Origin of the sequence: Bordetella pertussis 18323, assembly GCF_000306945.1 — a bacterium.
Lineage (GTDB): Bacteria > Pseudomonadota > Gammaproteobacteria > Burkholderiales > Burkholderiaceae_B > Bordetella > Bordetella pertussis.
Genome location: NC_018518.1, coordinates 1,687,741 through 1,706,591 on the forward strand (window position 1 = coordinate 1,687,741; position 18,851 = coordinate 1,706,591).

At 66.4% G+C, this 18,851-nt stretch carries 11 protein-coding genes and 1 pseudogene; 6 read left to right on the forward strand and 6 right to left on the reverse strand.

The genetic code is table 11. From position 1 onward, the window contains the following. Window positions 1-23: 23 nt before the first annotated feature. Window positions 24-1,802 carry a potassium-transporting ATPase subunit KdpA gene (kdpA, locus tag BN118_RS07975; RefSeq protein WP_014905703.1) on the reverse strand — a complete coding sequence of 593 codons (1,779 nt, stop codon included), beginning with the start codon at window positions 1,800-1,802 and terminating at the stop codon, window positions 24-26. Beyond that, window positions 1,802-1,891 (reverse strand): K(+)-transporting ATPase subunit F, encoded by a 90-nt coding sequence (gene kdpF, locus BN118_RS19445; protein ID WP_017685545.1) that lies wholly within the window; start codon window positions 1,889-1,891, stop codon window positions 1,802-1,804. The genes kdpA and kdpF overlap by 1 nt, the downstream gene beginning before the upstream one ends. Before the next feature lie 694 nt (window positions 1,892-2,585). Here kdpF and BN118_RS07980 point away from each other — a divergent pair. Beyond that, window positions 2,586-2,858, forward strand: a complete 273-nt coding sequence (locus BN118_RS07980) for a DUF4212 domain-containing protein (protein WP_003814042.1) — start codon at window positions 2,586-2,588, stop codon at window positions 2,856-2,858. Beyond that, window positions 2,858-4,924 carry a sodium:solute symporter family protein gene (locus BN118_RS07985; RefSeq protein ID WP_003814040.1) on the forward strand — a complete coding sequence of 689 codons (2,067 nt, stop codon included), beginning with the start codon at window positions 2,858-2,860 and terminating at the stop codon, window positions 4,922-4,924. The genes BN118_RS07980 and BN118_RS07985 overlap by 1 nt, the downstream gene beginning before the upstream one ends. Here the strand turns inward: BN118_RS07985 and BN118_RS07990 are convergent. The 4 genes from BN118_RS07990 to mdeB form a co-directional block, all read right to left on the reverse strand. Further along, window positions 4,921-5,871, reverse strand: coding sequence for an IS481-like element IS481 family transposase (locus BN118_RS07990; RefSeq protein WP_005012067.1), 951 nt, complete (start codon window positions 5,869-5,871; stop codon window positions 4,921-4,923). The two genes, BN118_RS07985 and BN118_RS07990, sit on opposite strands and share 4 nt — an antisense overlap. 98 nt (window positions 5,872-5,969) lie before the next feature. Continuing rightward, on the reverse strand, window positions 5,970-6,602 hold the full coding sequence (locus tag BN118_RS07995; RefSeq protein ID WP_010930199.1) for a fimbrial protein: 633 nt from the start codon (window positions 6,600-6,602) through the stop codon (window positions 5,970-5,972). Window positions 6,603-6,771: 169 nt separating this feature from the next. Then, window positions 6,772-9,054: an NADP-dependent malic enzyme gene (locus BN118_RS08000; RefSeq protein ID WP_014905704.1), complete on the reverse strand. Its 2,283-nt coding sequence runs from the start codon at window positions 9,052-9,054 to the stop codon at window positions 6,772-6,774. Window positions 9,055-9,208: 154 nt separating this feature from the next. Next, window positions 9,209-11,905: an alpha-ketoglutarate dehydrogenase gene (mdeB, locus tag BN118_RS08005; RefSeq protein ID WP_014905705.1), complete on the reverse strand. Its 2,697-nt coding sequence runs from the start codon at window positions 11,903-11,905 to the stop codon at window positions 9,209-9,211. Between the two features lie 122 nt (window positions 11,906-12,027). Here mdeB and BN118_RS08010 point away from each other — a divergent pair, with 122 nt between their 5' ends. From BN118_RS08010 to BN118_RS08030, 4 genes and pseudogenes are all read left to right on the forward strand, one after another. Beyond that, a complete protein-coding gene (locus BN118_RS08010; RefSeq protein ID WP_010930202.1) occupies window positions 12,028-12,516 on the forward strand; it encodes an Lrp/AsnC family transcriptional regulator in 489 nt (162 codons plus the stop codon). A gap of 35 nt (window positions 12,517-12,551) precedes the next feature. After that, window positions 12,552-14,602, forward strand: a pseudogene (locus tag BN118_RS08015) (OPT family oligopeptide transporter). 98 nt (window positions 14,603-14,700) lie between these two features. Further along, window positions 14,701-15,651 (forward strand): IS481-like element IS481 family transposase, encoded by a 951-nt coding sequence (locus BN118_RS08025; protein ID WP_014905706.1) that lies wholly within the window; start codon window positions 14,701-14,703, stop codon window positions 15,649-15,651. A gap of 324 nt (window positions 15,652-15,975) precedes the next feature. Continuing rightward, on the forward strand, window positions 15,976-18,846 hold the full coding sequence (locus BN118_RS08030) for a 2-oxoglutarate dehydrogenase E1 component (RefSeq protein WP_003813631.1): 2,871 nt from the start codon (window positions 15,976-15,978) through the stop codon (window positions 18,844-18,846). Window positions 18,847-18,851: the final 5 nt, after the last annotated feature.

Consider the following 18,851-nt stretch of genomic DNA (forward strand, 5'->3'; position numbering starts at 1 on the left):
GGAGCGTTCTCGGTTCGGAAGCGTCAGGGTTGCAGGTGTTCGGCCACCGGGCCCAGCGCCAGCGCCGGCACATAGGTCAGGGCGCCGACCAGCAGCACGGCGCCGACCAGCAGCGCGACGAACAGCGGGCCGGTGGTCGGCATGCCGCCGACGCTGGCCGGCAGCCGCGGCTTGGCGGCCAGCGAGCCGGCCAGCGCCAGGATGGCGACGATGATGGTGTAGCGGCCGAACCACATGGCCAGGCCCAGCAGGACGTTGTAGAAAGGGGTGTTGGCCGACAGGCCGGCGAACGCGCTGCCATTGTTGTTGGCGGCCGACGACATGGCGTACAGGATTTCCGAGAAACCATGCGCGCCGGGATTGAGCACGCCCGCCCTGCCCGCATCGGCCAGCACGGCGACGGCCGTGCCCGCCAGCACCAGCGCCGGCGTGGCCAGGATCACGAGGGCCACCATCTGCATGTCCAGGGCTTCGATCTTCTTGCCCAGGTACTCGGGCGTGCGGCCTATCATCAGCCCGGCGATGAACACCGCGAGAATGGCGAAGGCCAGCATGCCGTACAGGCCCGAGCCCACGCCGCCGTAGATCACCTCGCCCAGCTGCATCTGCAACAGCGGCGTGACGCCGCCCAGGGCGCTGAATGAATCGTGCATGCCATTGACCGCGCCGCACGAGGCCGCGGTGGTGACGGTGGCGAACAGCGCCGTGGCGGCCACGCCGAAGCGGGCTTCCTTGCCTTCGAGATTGCCGCCGTCGGCCAGCAGCGCCGCTTCGGCCTGGCGCAGGGCAGGCGTGGGCTGCTGCTCGAAATACGCCGCGCTGGCGGCGAATCCGGCAAACAGCACCGTCATGGCCGCCAGGATGGCGACGCCTTGCCGGCGGCTGCCGACCATCTCGCCGAAGGTCCAGCACAGCGCCGCCGGGATCAGGAGAATCGCCAGCATTTCCAGCAGGTTGGACCAGGCGTTGGGGTTTTCGTACGGGTGGGCGGAATTGGCGTTGAAAAAGCCGCCGCCGTTGGTTCCCAGCAGCTTGATGGCCTCTTGCGAGGCGACCGGGCCCATGGGCAGGGTCTGCACGCGGGTGACGACGGTGTCGGTCAGGGGTTGGCCGGCTGGTCCGGTCATGGGCTGGCCCTGCGCGTCCAGCCGCGCGGTCTCGTACTGCTGCGCCTGCACGGTTTGCGCTTCGACGTACGGGTCCAGGTTCTGCACCACGCCCTGGCTGACCAGCGCCAGGATGAACGACAGCGGCAGCAGCACGTACAGCGTGGCGCGCACCAGGTCGGCCCAGAAATTGCCCAGCGTGGCGGCGCTGTGGCGGGCCAGTCCGCGTACCAGGGCGATCAGCACGGCGATGCCGGTGGCGGCCGAAACGAAGTTCTGCACCGTCAGCGCCAGCATCTGCGTCAGGTAGCTCATCGTGCTTTCGCCGGCGTAGCCTTGCCAGTTGGTGTTGGTCACGAAGCTGATGGCCGTATTGAGCGCCGAGTCGGGCGCGACGCCCGGCAGCCCGGCGGGATTGAGCGGCAACCAGCCCTGGAGGCGTTGCAGGGCGTAGACGGCCAGCACTCCCAGCACGTTGAAGACCAGCATGGCCACGGCATAGCGGCGCCAGTCCATTTCGGCGGCGGGGTCCACCCCCGCCAGGCGGTAGAGTCCGCGCTCCAGTGGCTGGCCCCAGGCGGTGAGCCAGGTGCGCTCGCCGTTTATGGCCTGGCGGATGTGGCGCCCGAGCAGCGGCGCGGCGCACAGCAGGATCGCCAGGTACAGCAGCAGCAAACCGAGGAAATCGGCGTTCATCAGAATTTCTCCGGATTGAACAGCGCGTAGGCCAGGTAGGCGAAGAGCAGCGCGGCCGTCAGGCCGCCGAGCCAGTAAAGCGCGGTCATGGGCGGCCTCTCGCGAACAGTCGGGCGCACAGGCGCAGTTGCGTGCCGGTCAGGGCCGCCATGGCGGCAAAGACGGCCAGGTAAACCAGATCCATGTAGCGTTCTCCTTGGGCGCGGGGCCGCGGGGTTGGGCCGGTGGTGCGTTGTGCACGGAGCACCGGCGGACGCTGGCAGGTTACGGATCGGCGGATAAAAACGGGGTAAATGTTCCGAGGCCGGGCGTAAACGCGGCGTAAAAAAACCCCTTGCCGGCCGGGCGTCCATGCACACGTGTGGGGCGTTGGTGGATTCACCGCTTTTTAAAAAAACAAGTGCACGTTTGGCAATTTCGATGGCGAATTCACCGAAAATTGGCGAAAATCGGCGATGTAAGCCTCAGAAAATGGTTTTTTGCACCATGTTGGTGCATTTTATATGCATATGCGTGCGCCTTCTTAGGGCATTCCCCTAGTGTTGCCGGCCCGCTTATGGTGCAGAATCTCGTCCCATGCAGGTGAGGAGACAAAGCCCTGCATGGGCATAACCGGCGGCACCGGTATACAAATAGAAAGCGAAGCAGTACCCAAAAAAAAGCAAAACGCACAACGGCTGGCACCTCACGGGCCAGCCGTTGTCGCTTAAAAAGCCGTCGCTGACAGGCTGACCGGCACGAAGGGCTTTTCAAGTGCTGCGTTTCGCGATATTCAGGTAAGCCATGCCGGAATCCCGCGTCAAATCCGAGCCGTCCCCCGCGCCATACTGGCGCCGCAATGTGCGGCTGATCGTGCTGCTGCTGGCCTGCTGGGCCGGGCTGACCTTCGTGCCGGCCTATTTCGCGCGCCAGCTTGCCTTCGACTTCATCGGCTGGCCCTTCTCGTTCTGGATGGCTGCCTATGGCGCCCCGCTGGCCTATTTGATCCTCATCGTGATCTATGCGCTGGTCATGAACCGGTTCGATGCCCGCTCGCGCACCCGGCGGGACGACTGATGCCCTTTACCGGCAATACCCCCCAGGAATTCGAACAGCGCCTGCGCCGTATCTACACGCTGTATACGCTGGGCTTCATCCTGCTGGTGCTGCTGCTGGCGCTGGCCGAGCTCATGGGCATGGCCCGCAGCTGGATCGGCTATGTGTTCCTGCTGGTGACGGTCAGCCTGTACGCCTGCATCGGCATCGTGTGCCGGACTTCCGACCAGGTCGAATACTACGTCGCGGGCCGGCGCGTGCCGGCCTTCTACAACGGCATGGCGACGGCGGCCGACTGGATGTCCGTGGCGTCGTTCATCGGCGTGGCGGGCACGCTGTACCTGACCGGCTACGGCGGGCTGGCCTACATCATGGGCTGGACGGGCGGCTATGTGCTGGTGGCGCTGCTGCTGGCGCCCTATCTGCGCAAATTCGGCCAGTACACCATTCCCGATTACCTGGGCGCGCGCTACGGCGGCAAGCTGCCGCGCCTGGCGGGGGTGTTCTGCGCCATCCTGTGCTCGTTCACCTACCTGGTGGCGCAAATCTACGGCGTGGGCATCATCACCACCCGCCTGACCGGCATCTCGTTCGAGCTGGGCATCTTCGTGGCCCTGGGCGGCATGCTGGTGTGCTCGTTCCTGGGCGGGATGCGCGCGGTGACGTGGACCCAGGTCGGCCAGTACATCATCCTGGTGATCGCCTACCTGGTGCCGGTGGTCTGGCTGTCGGTCAAGCATACCGGCATGCCGGTGCCGCAATTGTCGGCCGGCACGGTGCTGCAGGAGATCACCGAAAAGGAAGTCTATCTGGCCCACGACCCGGGCGAGCGGGCGGTGCGGCAGTTGTGGCGCAGCCGCGCCGACGAGATGGACGAGCGCCTGCGGGCCTTGCCCGACTCGCTGGCGCACGAGAAAGACCGGCTGCGCGGCCGCCTGGCGCAACTGAACGCCAGCGACGCGCCCATGGTGGAGATCCGCTCGCTGGAGCGCGAGCTGGCCAGCTACCCGGCCACGGTGGAGGAGGCGCGCACGCTCTGGTCGCAGGCGCGCGCCGCCTTCGAGGCGCGCGCCACCCCGCCGGTGCCGCACGCGGAGCCGTTTCCGGCCGAGGATCCGCGCGAGCGCGAGAACATGCGCATCAACTTCCTGGCGCTGGTGCTGTGCCTGATGCTGGGCACGGCCGGCATGCCGCACATACTGATGCGCTCATACACCACGCCATCGGTGGGCGAGGCGCGCCGCTCGGTGTGCTGGTCGCTGCTGTTCATCCTCCTGCTGTATTTCATGGCGCCGGCGCTGGCCCTGCTGGTCAAGTACGAGGTGTACACGCAGGTGGTCGGCACCAGTTTCCTCAGCCTGCCATCGTGGGTGCACGCCTGGAGCGCGGTCGACATCCATTTGCTGGACGTGCTTGACGTCAACCGCGACGGCATCGTGCAGCTGGGCGAAATCAGCATGGGGGCCGATGTGGTGGTGCTGGCCATGCCGGAGATCGGCGGGCTGCCCTACGTCGTGTCCGGCCTGGTGGCCGCCGGCGGGCTGGCCGCGGCGCTGTCCACCGCCGACGGGCTGCTGCTGACGCTGTCGAATTCGCTGTCTCACGATACCTGGTACCGCGTCGTGTCGCCGCGCATGTCGGCCGGCCGGCGGGTGATGGTGTCCAAGATCCTGCTGCTGCTGGTCGCGTTCGGCGCGGCCTGGGTGGCCGCGCGCAAGCCGGCCGACATCCTGTTCATGGTGTCGGCGGCGTTCTCGTTCGCGGCGTCGTCGTTCTTCCCCGCGCTGGTGATGGGGGTGTTCTGGCGGCGCGCCAACAAATGGGGCGCCACGCTGGGCATGTTTGCCGGGCTGGCCGCCACCTTCGCCTACATGGCGCACACCCATCCGTGGCTGCGCGAATGGGTGTTCGGCGTGACGCGCGCCGAGCCGGTGGACCTGTGGTGGGGCATCCAGCCGGTGGCCGCCGGCGTGTTCGGCGCGCCGATGGCGTTCCTGACGATTATCGTGGTGTCGTTGCTCACGCCGCGCCCGGACTCCGCCACCGAGGCCCTGGTCGACTATCTGCGCGAGCCCGGCGGCCGCTAGCTGTGAACTGTCAATAGGTTGTATTCGTCCAGGTTGAGTCTGGAGATGGGTACAGCGCGCCCGATGCCTTGGTGGGGTCGATGCCAGTTGTAGTGGTGTAGCCAGGATTTCATGGCATCGGCTCGGTGTTGGGAGTTCTGGTAGGTGTGAGCGTAAGCCCACTCACGCAAGGCCGACTGGATGAAGCGTTCGGCCTTGCCATTGGTCTGTGGGCGGTAAGGTCGGGTAAAGCGGTGCTTGATGCCCAGCTCATGGCACAGCGCGGCGAAGGCGCGGCTGCGAAAGGCCGAGCCATTGTCGGTGAGCAAGCGCTGGATGGTCACGCCCAGGCGCTGGTAGTAGGCCACTGCGTCCTTGAGGAACTGGACGGCGCTGGGGAAGCGCTCGTCGGGGTGGATGTCGGTGAAGGCCACGCGGGCGTGGTCATCGATGGCCACGAAGACGAAGTCCCAGCCGGCCCCCTCAACGGTATCGCGTCGGTTGCCCGTGACCCGGTGGCCAGGGCGCTGGATACGTCCCAGCTTCTTGATGTCGATGTGCAGCAGATCGCCGGGGGCCTGATGCTCGTAGCGCACCACCGGCTCGGCCGGCTCCAGGTCGGCCAGGTGCGACAGACCGGCGCGGGCCAGGACGCGGCTGACGGTGCTGGCTGACACGCCCAGCGCCTGGGCGATGCGCGCTTGGGTCAGCCGCTTGCGGCGCAGCTCCACGATAGCCAGCGCCTTGGCCGGCGCAATCGCTCGGGGCGAGACCGTCGGGCGCGAGGACGCATCGGCCAAGCCCGCCTGGCCCTGAGCCAGGAAGCGGCCCAGCCATTTGCGCACAGTCGGCGCGGTGACCCCATAGGCGCGGGCCGCTTCAGGCACACAAACTTGATGGGCGATCAATTGCTGGACCATTTCGAGTCGACGTAGGAAGGTCAATCGGGCATGCTTATGGGTGTTCATCCGGCCGGGCTCCTTGAGTGAACTGGGGGGGTGGCGATTTCCAGTTTCTCAAATCCGGTTCGGATGAACCATGCATACAACCTATTGAATCTTCACAGCTAGGGGTAGACCACGGAAAAACCCACATAAGTGGTGATGGCGCTGGCTTCGACGTCGCCGTTCTTTTTGACGTAGGAGGCCAGGTAGCGCATCGTGACGGTTCTGCTGGTCCCACCGGTCTGCACTTCGGGGTCGAAGCCTGCCGCCTGCTGGGTCGCCTCGTTCGCACCCATGGTGATCTTGGAGTCATTGAGATTGGAAATCCGTACCTGCACGCCCTGGGCCTCGGTTGCGGCGGTGATGTTGCTCAGCTGGGTTTGCGGATTGGTGGCATAGACCATCTTGTATGCCCGCAAGTCGCCGGTGCTGTAGTCAGTGGTCGGGCCCGGTTCGAAATAGGCCTTGACGCCGTTGCCCAGGCTGGACGGGCAATCCTTCAGCTTGATGATGAAAGGGGTACGGCCGGCCTGGTCGCCGTTGGCCTTCAATGCGTTCTTGGAGATTTTGGGTAGCTGTACGACCTTGGTGTGATTCGGGCCTGAGGGGTCCTCGATGACGCAGGTGGTGTCGGTGATGGTGCCGGTGATGACGATGGTGCCGTCGTCGGCGTGCGCCGCGGACGCAATGGCCGCCAGAGCGGCCCGCAAGCACAGGCGCAGGGCGCGTTGGAAAGGGATTTGCATGGGTAACACGGGCGTCTTGGCGCCAGAAGAGTTATGGAGCCACGATCTTAGGTCTTAGGGGGGGGGGGAGGGCTGATTCCGATGTGGGAAACAGTCCTTTTGCATGCGGCTTTTATCGGGACTGGACCCGTGCATGCAGGGCCCGGCGCCATGGCGGCGCCGGGCCGGCGCATCAGCGTCAGCCTTCGGCGGCTTCCTGCTGCGCGTCCACCACTGCCAATGCCGTCATGTTGACGATGCGGCGCACGGTGGCGCTGGTGGTCAGGATGTGCACCGGGCGGGCCGAACCCAGCAGGATCGGGCCCATCGCAATCCCGTTGCTGCCGGTCATCTTCAGCATGTTGTAGGTGATGTTGCCGGTATCGAGGTTGGGCATGACCAGCAGGTTGGCGCGACCCTTGAGCGTGCTGTCCGGGTAGGCCTGCAGGCGGATCGACTCCGACAGCGCGGCGTCGGCGTGCATCTCGCCATCGACCTCCAGATGCGGCGCGCGCTCGGCCACCAGCTTGCGGGCATGGGCCATCTTGCGCGACGAATCGGTGGGCCGGCTGCCGAAGTTGGAATGCGACAGCAGCGCGATTTTCGGCATGACGCCAAAGCGCAGCATCTCCTCGGCGGCCTGGATCGTGATGTTGGCGATTTCGTCGGCCGACGGGTTCTCGTTGACGTGCGTGTCGGTGACGAACAGGGTCTGGTTCGGCAGCATCAGCACATTCAGCGCGCCGTAGGTCTGGCCGGGCTTGCGGCCGATCACCTCCTCCACGTACTTGAGCTGGTTGTCGTACTTGCTGGCGACGCCGCACAGCAGCGCGTCGGCATCGCCGCGACGCAGCAGCATCGCGCCGATCAGCGTGTTGTGCTTGCGGATCATCGCCTTGGCGATGGCCGGTGTCACGCCTTCGCGGCCGCGCAGCTGATAGTAGCCATTCCAGGTGTCGTTGAAGCGGCTGTCGTCCTCGGGGTCGACGATCTCGACGTTCTGGCCCGGCACCATGCGCAGGCCGAACTTCTTGATGCGCATCTCGATCACCGACGGGCGGCCGACCAGGATGGGCTCGGCCAGCTTCTCGTCGATCACGGTCTGTACCGCGCGCAGCACGCGCTCGTCTTCGCCGTCGGCATACACCACGCGCTTGGGCGCCTGCTTGGCCTGCTGGAACAGCGGACGCATCAACTGGCCGGAGTGATACACGAAGCCCATCAGCTTCTGGCGATAGGCCTCGATGTCCTCGATCGGACGGGTGGCGACGCCGGAGTCCGCGGCGGCTTGGGCCACGGCCGGCGCGATCTGCACGATCAGGCGGGGATCGAACGGCTTGGGAATGATGTAGTCGGGGCCGAAGCTGAGCTCCTGGCCGGCATAGGCGCGCGCTACTTCGTCGTTCTGTTCGGCCTGGGCCAGCTCGGCGATGGCCTTGACGCACGCCAGCTTCATTTCCTCGGTGATGCGCGTGGCGCCGGCATCCAGGGCGCCGCGGAAAATGAAGGGGAAGCAAAGCACGTTGTTGACCTGGTTCGGGTAGTCCGAACGGCCGGTGGCGACGATGCAGTCGGGCCGCGCCGCCTTGGCGAGCTCGGGGCGGATTTCCGGCTCAGGGTTGGCCAGCGCCAGGATCAGCGGCTGCGCCGCCATGGTCTTGACCATTTCCGGCGTCAGCACGCCGGCGGTCGAGCAACCCAGGAACACGTCGGCGCCGTTGACCACGTCGGCCAGCGTACGGGCCTCGGTCTTCTGCGCGTAGCGGCGCTTGTTGGGCTCCATGTTCTCGTCACGGCCTTCCCAGATGACGCCGCGCGAGTCCACCACGTAGATGTGTTCGCGCTTGATGCCCAGGTGCACCAGCAGGTCCAGGCAGGCGATCGCGGCGGCGCCGGCGCCCGAGCAGGCCAGCTTGACCTGGCCGATGTCCTTGCCGACGACTTTCAGGCCATTGAGGATGGCCGCCGACGAAATGATGGCGGTGCCATGCTGGTCATCGTGGAACACCGGGATGTTCATGCGCTCGCGCAGCTTCTTCTCGATATAGAAGCACTCGGGCGCCTTGATGTCCTCGAGGTTCACGCCGCCCAGCGTCGGCTCGAGCGCGGCGATGATGTCGACCAGCTTGTCGGGGTCGTTCTCGGCCAGCTCGATATCGAACACGTCGATGCCGGAGAATTTCTTGAACAGGCAGCCCTTGCCTTCCATGACCGGCTTGGCGGCCAGCGGGCCGATGTTGCCCAGGCCCAGCACGGCCGTCCCGTTGGTGATCACGCCGACCAGGTTGGAGCGCGACGTGTATTTCGATGCTGCGTCATTGCCCTGGTCGAAAATCGCCATGCAGGCCGCGGCCACGCCGGGCGAGTAGGCCAGCGACAGGTCGTCCTGATTGGCCAGCGTCTTGGTCGGGGTAACCGAGATTTTGCCCGGGGTGGGATAAGCGTGGTAATCCAACGCCAGTTTGGTGAGATTTTCGTCCATGGGTGCACAACCTTTGCGGCGCAAACTGAGGGAAATAACGGAAAAGCTGAAACCCGAGGGGAACCCCCCTATTTCAACAGAAAGCGCCGTGCTGTGCTTGCTGCACCGCAGCGAAGACGGCATCGGCCGGGCCACGTCCCGGCCGATGCGGCCGTCACGACTGCCAGGAGGGGACGTTGCGCGTGGCAGCCTGCAATTGCTCGCGCCGGGCCTGCAGCGCAGGCTGCCAGGCGCTGTCCTCGCGCGCCAGCAGGTCCAGCGCGTGCAGGACGATCCAGGGCGCGCCGACCTCGAAGAAGTCGCGCAACCGGGCGCGCGTGTCGCTGCGGCCGAAGCCGTCGGTGCCCAGCACGCGGTACGGGCCGGGGACCCAGGCGCGGATCTGCTCCGGCACGGCGCGGACATAGTCGCTGACGGCAACCACCGGGGTGGCCTGGTCGCCCAGGCATTGCGCCAGCCAGTTGCCGTCGGGGCAGGGCAGTCCCAGCGCCTGGGCGCGCTCGGCGCCGCGCCCGCCGCGCGCCAGCTCCGAAAAGCTGGTCACGCTCCAGACTTCCGCGTCCACGCCGTGCTCATCGCGCAGCAATTGCGCCGCGCGCATGGCCTCGTCGAGCATCGGACCGGCGCCCAGCAGGCGCACCTGCGGGGTGGCGTCGGCGGCCCGCACGCGGTGCATGCCGCGCAGGATGCCCGTGCGCGTTTCCTCGCCCTCGGGCATGTCGGGCTGGGCCAGGTTTTCGTTGGTGACGGTCAGGTAGTAGAACTCATCGCACTGTTCGTCGAGCATGCGCTGCATGCCGTGCTCGACCAGGACGGCCACTTCGTACGCATAGGCGGGATCGTAGGCGCGGCAATTCGGCACCGCCGCCGCGGCCAGGTGGCTGTAGCCGTCCTGGTGCTGCAGGCCTTCGCCGCCCAGCGTCGTGCGCCCGGACGTTGCGCCGATGAGAAAGCCCCGCGTGCGCTGGTCGGCCGCCGCCCAGATCAGGTCGCCGATGCGCTGGAAGCCGAACATCGAGTAATAGATATAGAAAGGCAGCATGGGCAGGCCATTGACCGAATAGCTGGTGCCGGCCGCGGTCCAGGACGAGATCGCGCCGGCTTCGGTAATGCCTTCTTCCAGGATCTGGCCGTCGCGCGCTTCGCGGTACGCCAGCACCGAGCCAATGTCTTCCGGTTCGTACAGTTGTCCCTGCGCCGAGTAGATGCCTACCTGGCGGAACAGGTTGGCCATGCCGAACGTGCGCGCTTCGTCGGCCACGATGGGCACGATGCGCGGCCCCAGTTGCGGGTCCTTCAGCAAGGCGGTGAGCATGCGCACGATGGCCATGGTCGAGGACATTTCCTTGCCCGCGGCCTGCAGCGCGAACCGGGCCCAGTCGGCCACCGGCGGCGGCGCCAGGCGCGGGGCTTCGGTGCGGCGCCGCGGCAGGTAGCCGCCCAGGGCCGCGCGGCGCGACTCCAGGTAGCGCAGCTCGGCGCTGTCCTCGGCCGGCTTGTAGAACTTCAACGCCAGGCAGTCGGCGTCGGAGATGGGCAGCGCGAAACGGTCGCGGAACGCCAGCAGGGCTTCGTCGTCCAGCTTCTTCTGCTGGTGCGTGGTCATCTTGCCCTGTCCGGCGGTGCCCATGCCGAACCCCTTTTTGGTCTGCGCCAGGATGACGGTGGGCTGGCCGCGGTGGTGCGTGGCGCGGTGATAGGCGGCGTGGATCTTGACCATGTCGTGGCCGCCGCGGCGCAGGCGGTCGATCGCCTCGTCGGACCAGTCCGCCACCAGCGCGCTCAGCCGCGGATCCTGCCCGAAGAAGTGCTGGCGGTTGTAGGCGCCGTCATTGGCGGCGAAGGTCTGGAACTGCCCGTCCACCGTGTGCGAGAACGTGCCGGCCAGCACGCCATCGGGATCGCGCCGCAGCAGGGCGTCCCAGTCTCCGCCCCAGACCAGCTTGATGACATTCCAGCCGGCGCCGGCGTACAGCGTTTCCAGCTCGTCGATGATGCGGCCATTGCCGCGTACCGGGCCGTCGAGGCGCTGCAGGTTGCAGTTGATCACGAACACCAGGTTGTCCAGGCGCTCGCGCGCGGCCAGCGTCAGCGCGGCGATGGATTCGGGTTCGTCCATTTCCCCGTCGCCGAAAATGCCCCAGACCTTGCGGTCCGAAGGCATGGCCAGCGAACGGTGTTCTAGGTAGCGCATGAAGCGGGCCTGGTAGATGGCATTGATGGGGCCGATGCCCATCGAGCCGGTGGGGAATTGCCAGAAGTCCGGCATCAGCCAGGGGTGCGGATAGGAAGACAGGCCTCGCAGTCCCTGTGCCCCGGCCGTGATTTCCTGGCGGAAATGCGCCAGGTCGACGTCGTTCAGGAAACCTTCCAGATAGGCGCGGGCATAGATGCCCGGCGCCGAGTGCGGCTGCATGTAGACCAGGTCGCCGCCGAAGCCGGGCGCGGGCGCGCGGAAGAAATGGTTGAAACCCACTTCGAACAGGTCGGCCGCCGACGCATAGCTGGCGATGTGGCCGCCCAGTTCGCCATGGGCCTGGTTGGCGCGCACCACCATGGCCAGCGCGTTCCAGCGGTTGATGGAGGCGATGCGCTCTTCCAGCGACAGGTTGCCGGGAAAGGGCGGCTCCTGGTCGGCCGCGATGGTGTTGAGATAGGCCGTACGCGTGATGCCCGGCGCGCGCACCCCCAGCGCGGTGGCCCGCGCCAGCAGTTGCTGCAGCACATAGGCGGCCCGTTCGGGGCCGCCGGCCTGGGTCAGCGAGTCCAACGCCTCGCACCATTCGGCGGTTTCGACGGGGTCGGGATCCGGGATCTGTGGCGGCGTGGCGCCGGCCTGGGCGTTGCACATGGCGTTGTCTCCTATTTGCATCCATGCTAGCGCTTTAGTGCTGGCATGAGTCATCGAAAATGCGCCAAAATGCCGATTCATTAGGCATGAAATGCTGTGATTGACATTTTATGGAGCTTAATATGCCGCCACACGCGCTGGATGCCATTGATCGCCGGATCCTGGACCTGTTGCAGACCGATGCCAGCCTCACCAACGTCGAGCTGGCGCGCCGGGTGCATCTGTCGCCCTCGCCGTGCCTGGCCCGCGTCAAGGCCCTGGAGGCCGCCGGGATCATCCGCGGCTATGTGGCGCTGGCCGATCCGGCGCAACTGGGCCTGAACCTGAATGTGTTCATCCAGGTCAGCCTGGAGAAGCAGGTCGAAAGCGAGCTGGAGCGGTTCCAGGGCGCCATGGCCGACTGTCCCGAAGTGATGGAGTGCTACCTCATGACGGGCGATGCGGACTATCTGCTGCGGGTGGTGGTGGCCGACATGCCGGGACTGGAGCGCTTCATCGTCAATCGCCTGTCGCGCATTCCTGGCGTGAAGAACATCCGCTCCGGGTTCGCGCTCAAGCAAGTCAAGTACCAGACGGCCCTGCCGCTCAGGCAGGGAAGCGGGCCGCAGTAAAATTGCGGGTTTTCCCTTTATGTTCCGGATCGCTCATGGCTGATGCAACCCGCATTCCCGATAGCGTGACCCTGCCCGAGCTGACGCTGCGCGGCGTCTTGCTGGGGGCGCTGATCACCGTCATCTTCACGGCTTCCAATGTCTTTCTGGGCCTGAAGGTCGGCCTGACGTTTTCCTCGGCGATCCCGGCCGCGGTGATCTCCATGTCGGTGCTGCGGATGTTTCGCGACGCCAACATCCTGGAGAACAACATGGTGCAGACGCAGGCCTCGGCCGCCGGCACCTTGTCGGCCATCATCTTCATCCTGCCCGCCCTGGTCATGATGGGGCACTGGCAGGGCTTCCCGTTCTGGCAGACCCTGGCCATCTGCGGCGCCGGCGGCATGCTGGGGGTGATGTTCACGATTCCGCTGCGCCACATCATGGTGGTGCAAAGCGACCTGCCTTACCCCGAAGGCGTGGCGGCGGCCGAAATCCTGCGGGTGGGCAGCGCCGAGGCGCCTGACACGGCCCCGGGCCGCCGGGGCGCATCCGGCATGGGCGACATCCTGGCGGGCGGCGGCGTGGCCGCGCTGGTCAGCCTGGCCACCGGCGGCCTGCGGGTGCTGGGCGACAGCTTCAGCTGGTGGGGCCAGCTCGGCGCGTCGGTGTTCCGCCTGCCCATGGGCTTTTCGCTGGCATTGCTGGGCGCCGGCTATCTGATCGGCATCGTCGCCGGCGTGGCCATGCTGGTCGGGCTGCTGATCGCCTGGCTGGTCGCGGTGCCCGTGCTGACCGCAACCACGCCCATGCCGGATGGCCAGTCCATCAGCGCCTTCGCCAACAGCCTGTGGGCGTCGCAGGTGCGCTTCATCGGCGCCGGCGTCATCGGCGTGGGGGCCATCTGGACGCTGGCCACGCTGTTCATGCCCATGGTGCGCGGCGTGCGTACGTCGTTCGCGGCCTTTGGCCGCAGCGGGGAGGCGGCCTATGGCAGCGCCCCGCGCACCGAGCGCGACCTGCCCTCGCGCTGGATCTCGCTCATCACCCTGGCGCTGGTCGCCGTGCTGGTAGGCGTGTTCGCCGCTTTCCTGCAGCCGGCCGTGCTCTCGCCGGGCGCGCGCTGGGGGCTGGTGGCCTACGCCGTGGTGTTCGCCTTCGTCTTCGGGTTCCTGGTGGCGGCGGCCTGTGGCTACATGGCGGGGCTGATCGGCTCGTCGACCAGCCCGATTTCCGGCGTCGGCATCGTGGCGATCGTGCTGGTGTCGCTGCTCATGCTGGCCATCCAGCGCGGCGATGGCCTGCTGGCCACGCCGCAGGGGCTGCAGATGGGCATCGCCCTGGCGATCTTCACGACCTCGGCCGTGGTGGCGGTGGCCTCCATTTCGAACGACAACCTGCAGGACCTCAAGACCGGCTGGCTGGTGGGGGCGACGCCCTGGCGCCAGCAGGTCGCGCTGCTGATCGGCTGCGTCGTCGGGGCGGCGGTCATCTCGCCCGTGCTGGAGCTGCTGTACAACGCCTATGGCTTCGGCGACGCCCTGCCGCGCCCGGGCATGGATCCGTCGCAGGCGCTGGCGGCGCCCCAGGCGACGCTGATGCTGGCCATCGCGCAAGGCATCTTCACCCATCAGTTGAACTGGACCATGATCCTGATCGGCATGGGCGTGGGCGTGGCGCTGATCGTGATCGACCAGGTGCTGCGGCGCACCTGCCGGGTGGCGCGCCTGCCGGTGCTGGCGGTGGGCATCGGCATTTACTTGCCGCCGTCGGCCAGCGCGCCCATCGTGGTCGGGGCGGTGCTGGCCTGGCTCCTGGAGGGCGCGCGCTGCGCCGCCGGGCCGCCGCCGCCGGGCAGGACTACGAGCGCTATGCCGAAGGGCCCAATCGCCGCGGCGTGCTGGTGGCGTCCGGCTTGATCGTGGGCGAGAGCCTGGTTGGGGTGCTGCTGGCAGCCGTCATCGGCGCCACCGGCGACGAGGCGCCCCTGGCCGTGGTCGGCGCGGGCTTCGGCCCGACCGCGGAATGGCTGGGTTTCGTGGTTTTCGCGGCCGTGGCCGTATGGATTTATCGCCGGGTAGTGCGGACCCGGCCGGAACAGGCCTAGCTGTGAAGATTCAATAGGTTGTATGCATGGTTCATCCGAACCGGATTTGAGAAACTGGAAATCGCCACCCCCCCAGTTCACTCAAGGAGCCCGGCCGGATGAACACCCATAAGCATGCCCGATTGACCTTCCTACGTCGACTCGAAATGGTCCAGCAATTGATCGCCCATCAAGTTTGTGTGCCTGAAGCGGCCCGCGCCTATGGGGTCACCGCGCCGACTGTGCGCAAATGGCTGGGCCGCTTCCTGGCTCAGGGCCAGGCGGGCTTGGCCGATGCGTCCTCGCGCCCGACGGTCTCGCCCCGAGCGATTGCGCCGGCCAAGGCGCTGGCTATCGTGGAGCTGCGCCGCAAGCGGCTGACCCAAGCGCGCATCGCCCAGGCGCTGGGCGTGTCAGCCAGCACCGTCAGCCGCGTCCTGGCCCGCGCCGGTCTGTCGCACCTGGCCGACCTGGAGCCGGCCGAGCCGGTGGTGCGCTACGAGCATCAGGCCCCCGGCGATCTGCTGCACATCGACATCAAGAAGCTGGGACGTATCCAGCGCCCTGGCCACCGGGTCACGGGCAACCGACGCGATACCGTTGAGGGGGCCGGCTGGGACTTCGTCTTCGTGGCCATCGATGACCACGCCCGCGTGGCCTTCACCGACATCCACCCCGACGAGCGCTTCCCCAGCGCCGTCCAGTTCCTCAAGGACGCAGTGGCCTACTACCAGTGCCTGGGCGTGACCATCCAGCGCTTGCTCACCGACAATGGCTCGGCCTTTCGCAGCCGCGCCTTCGCCGCGCTGTGCCATGAGCTGGGCATCAAGCACCGCTTTACCCGACCTTACCGCCCACAGACCAATGGCAAGGCCGAACGCTTCATCCAGTCGGCCTTGCGTGAGTGGGCTTACGCTCACACCTACCAGAACTCCCAACACCGAGCCGATGCCATGAAATCCTGGCTACATCACTACAACTGGCATCGACCCCACCAAGGCATCGGGCGCGCTGTACCCATCTCCAGACTCAACCTGGACAAATACAACCTATTGACAGTTCACACCTAGCCAGGCTGCCTGCCTGGCGTCGTTTTCGCGACACAGGGCGGGATGATCCGGCTTGCGCCGATTGCCGATATTGCCCGGCAATCGGCGCGACATGCGCGGTGTTGCGAGAGGTATTCTGGGCGGGAATGAGGGCATGCCGCAAGCTCGGTCCTGTCATGCCGTTGCAGCAAGACGGCCGCAGACTCAAGGGGTATACTGCGGCTATACGGCTTTCGAGGCTTGTACGTGCCTTCTGCCCCTGCTATCCGCTAAACGGGAAGCCCGTGTCGCGGAAGGCTTTCCTGCATCGTATCGAGTGAAGCACTCGTCAAGGTGAAGCGATTTATGTCTACGGAATCAGAATCCCTATCCACGTCCTATTTGTTCGGGGGTAACGCCCCGTACGTCGAAGAGCTCTACGAATCGTATCTCGACAATCCCGGCTCGGTGCCCGACAACTGGCGTGAATACTTCGACCAGCTGCAGCACTCGCCCGCCACCGATGGCCAGGAAGCCACCCGCGACCAGGCCCACGCTCCCATCGTAGAATCGTTTGCGCAACGCGCCCGCGCCAATGCCTTCGTGCAGCGCGTCGCCGAGCCCGACCTGTCGGTAGCCTCCAAGCAGGTGTCGGTGCAGTCGCTGATCGCCGCCTACCGCTCGCTGGGTTCCCGCTGGGCCGACCTGGATCCGCTCAAGCGCCAGGAGCGTCCCGCCATCCCCGAACTGGACCCGGCGTTCTACGGCCTGACCGAAGCCGACCTGGACCAGGTCTACTCCGCCACCAACACCTACTTCACGACCGCCAGCACCATGACGCTGCGCGACATCCTGAAGGCGCTGCGCGACACGTATTGCCGCTCGGTGGGCGCGGAGTTCATGCATATTTCCGATCCGGCCGCCAAGCGCTGGATCCAGCAGCGCCTCGAGTCGACCTTCAGCGCGCCGGTGTTCTCCACCGAGGAAAAGCGCCACATCCTGCAGCAGCTGACCGAATCCGAAGGGCTCGAGCGCTTCCTGCACACCAAGTACGTGGGCCAGAAGCGTTTCTCGCTGGAAGGCGGCGAGAGCTTCATCGCCTCGATGGACGAGGTGGTCAACCACGCCGGTGAATCGGGCGTGCAGGAAATCGTGGTCGGCATGGCCCACCGCGGCCGCCTGAACCTGCTGGTCAACATCATGGGCAAGATGCCCGGCGACCTGTTTGCCGAGTTCGAAGGCAAGCACGCCGAAGGCCTGACCGACGGCGACGTGAAGTACCACAACGGTTTCTCGAGCGACTTGTCCACCCGTGGCGGTCCGGTGCACCTGTCGCTGGCCTTCAACCCGTCGCACCTGGAAATCGTCAACCCGGTGGTCGAGGGCAGCGTGCGCGCGCGCCAGGAACGCCGCGGCGACGGCGAGGGCAAGCAGGTGCTGCCGGTGCTGGTGCACGGCGACGCCGCCTTCGCCGGCCAGGGCGTGGTGATGGAAACGCTGAACCTGGCGCAGACGCGCGGTTACGGTACGGGCGGCACGCTGCACATCGTCATCAACAACCAGATCGGTTTCACCACCTCGGATCCGCGCGACTCGCGCTCGACGCTGTATTGCACCGACGTGGTCAAGATGATCGAAGCGCCGGTGTTCCACGTCAACGGCGACGATCCCGAGGCCGTGGTGTTCGCCACCCGCCTGGCGCTGGACTACCGCATGCAGTTCCGCCACGACGTGGTGCTCGACATCGTCTGCTTCCGCAAGCTGGGCCACAACGAGCAGGACACCCCCTCGCTGACGCAGCCGCTGATGTACAAGCGCATCGGCCACCACCCCGGCACCCGCAAGCTGTACGCCGACAAGCTGACCACGCAGGGCGTGCTGGCCGAGGGCGATGCCGACCAGCTGGTCAAGGATTACCGCCAGCTGATGGAAGACGGCCAGCGCACCATCGAGCCGGTGCTGACCGACTACAAGAGCAAGTACGCCATCGACTGGTCGCCGTTCCTGGGCGCCAAGTGGACCGACCAGGCCGATACCGCCGTGCCGCTGGCCGAGCTCAAGCGCATCGGCGAGCGCATCACCACCGTGCCCGAGGGCTTCACGGTGCACCCGCTGGTCGCCAAGCTGCTCAATGACCGCCGCAACATGGCCAAGGGCGAGGTCAACCTCGACTGGGGCATGGGCGAGCACCTGGCCTTCGCCACGCTGGTGGCCTCGGGCTACGCCGTGCGCATCACCGGCCAGGACTCGGGCCGCGGCACGTTCACGCACCGCCACGCCGTGCTGCACGACCAGAACCGCGAGCGCTGGAACGACGGCTTCTACGTGCCGCTGCAGAACGTCTCGGAAGGCCAGGCGCCGTTCACCGTGATCGACTCGGTGCTGTCCGAAGAGGCGGTGCTGGCATTCGAATACGGCTACTCGTCGGCCGAACCTAACACGCTGACCATCTGGGAAGCCCAGTTCGGCGACTTCGTCAACGGCGCGCAGGTCGTCATCGACCAGTTCATCACCGCCGGCGAAGCCAAGTGGGGCCGCCAGTCGGGCCTGACCCTGATGCTGCCGCACGGCTACGAAGGCCAGGGTCCGGAACACTCGTCGGGCCGCATCGAGCGCTTCCTGCAGCTGTGTGCCGACCACAACATCCAGGTGGTGCAGCCGACCTCGGCCGCGCAGATCTTCCACCTGCTGCGTCGCCAGATGATCCGCCCGTTCCGCAAGCCGCTGGTCATCTTCACGCCCAAGTCCCTGCTGCGCAACAAGGATGCCGGCTCGCCCCTGACCGATCTGGCCGGCGGCAGCTTCCGCCCGGTGATCGGCGAGGTCGACGAGTCGATCAAGGCCGCCTCGGTCAAGCGCGTGCTGGCCTGCTCGGGCAAGGTCTACTACGACCTGGTCAACGCCCGCCGCGAGCGTGGCGCCGACCACGTGGCGATCGTCCGCGTCGAGCAGCTGTATCCGTTCGCGCACAAGGCGTTCGAGACCGAGCTGCGCAAGTACCCCAAGGCCACCGAGGTGATCTGGGTGCAGGACGAGCCGCAGAACCAGGGCCCGTGGTTCTATGTGCAGCACCATTTGTACGAAAACATGGCCGACGGCCAGAAGCTGGGCTACGCGGGCCGCGCCGCTTCGGCCTCGCCGGCGGTGGGCTACCTGGCCAAGCACCAGGAGCAGCAGAAGGCGCTCATCGAGCAGGCCTTCGCCGCCAAGTACAAGGGCTTCATGCTGACCAAGTAACAACA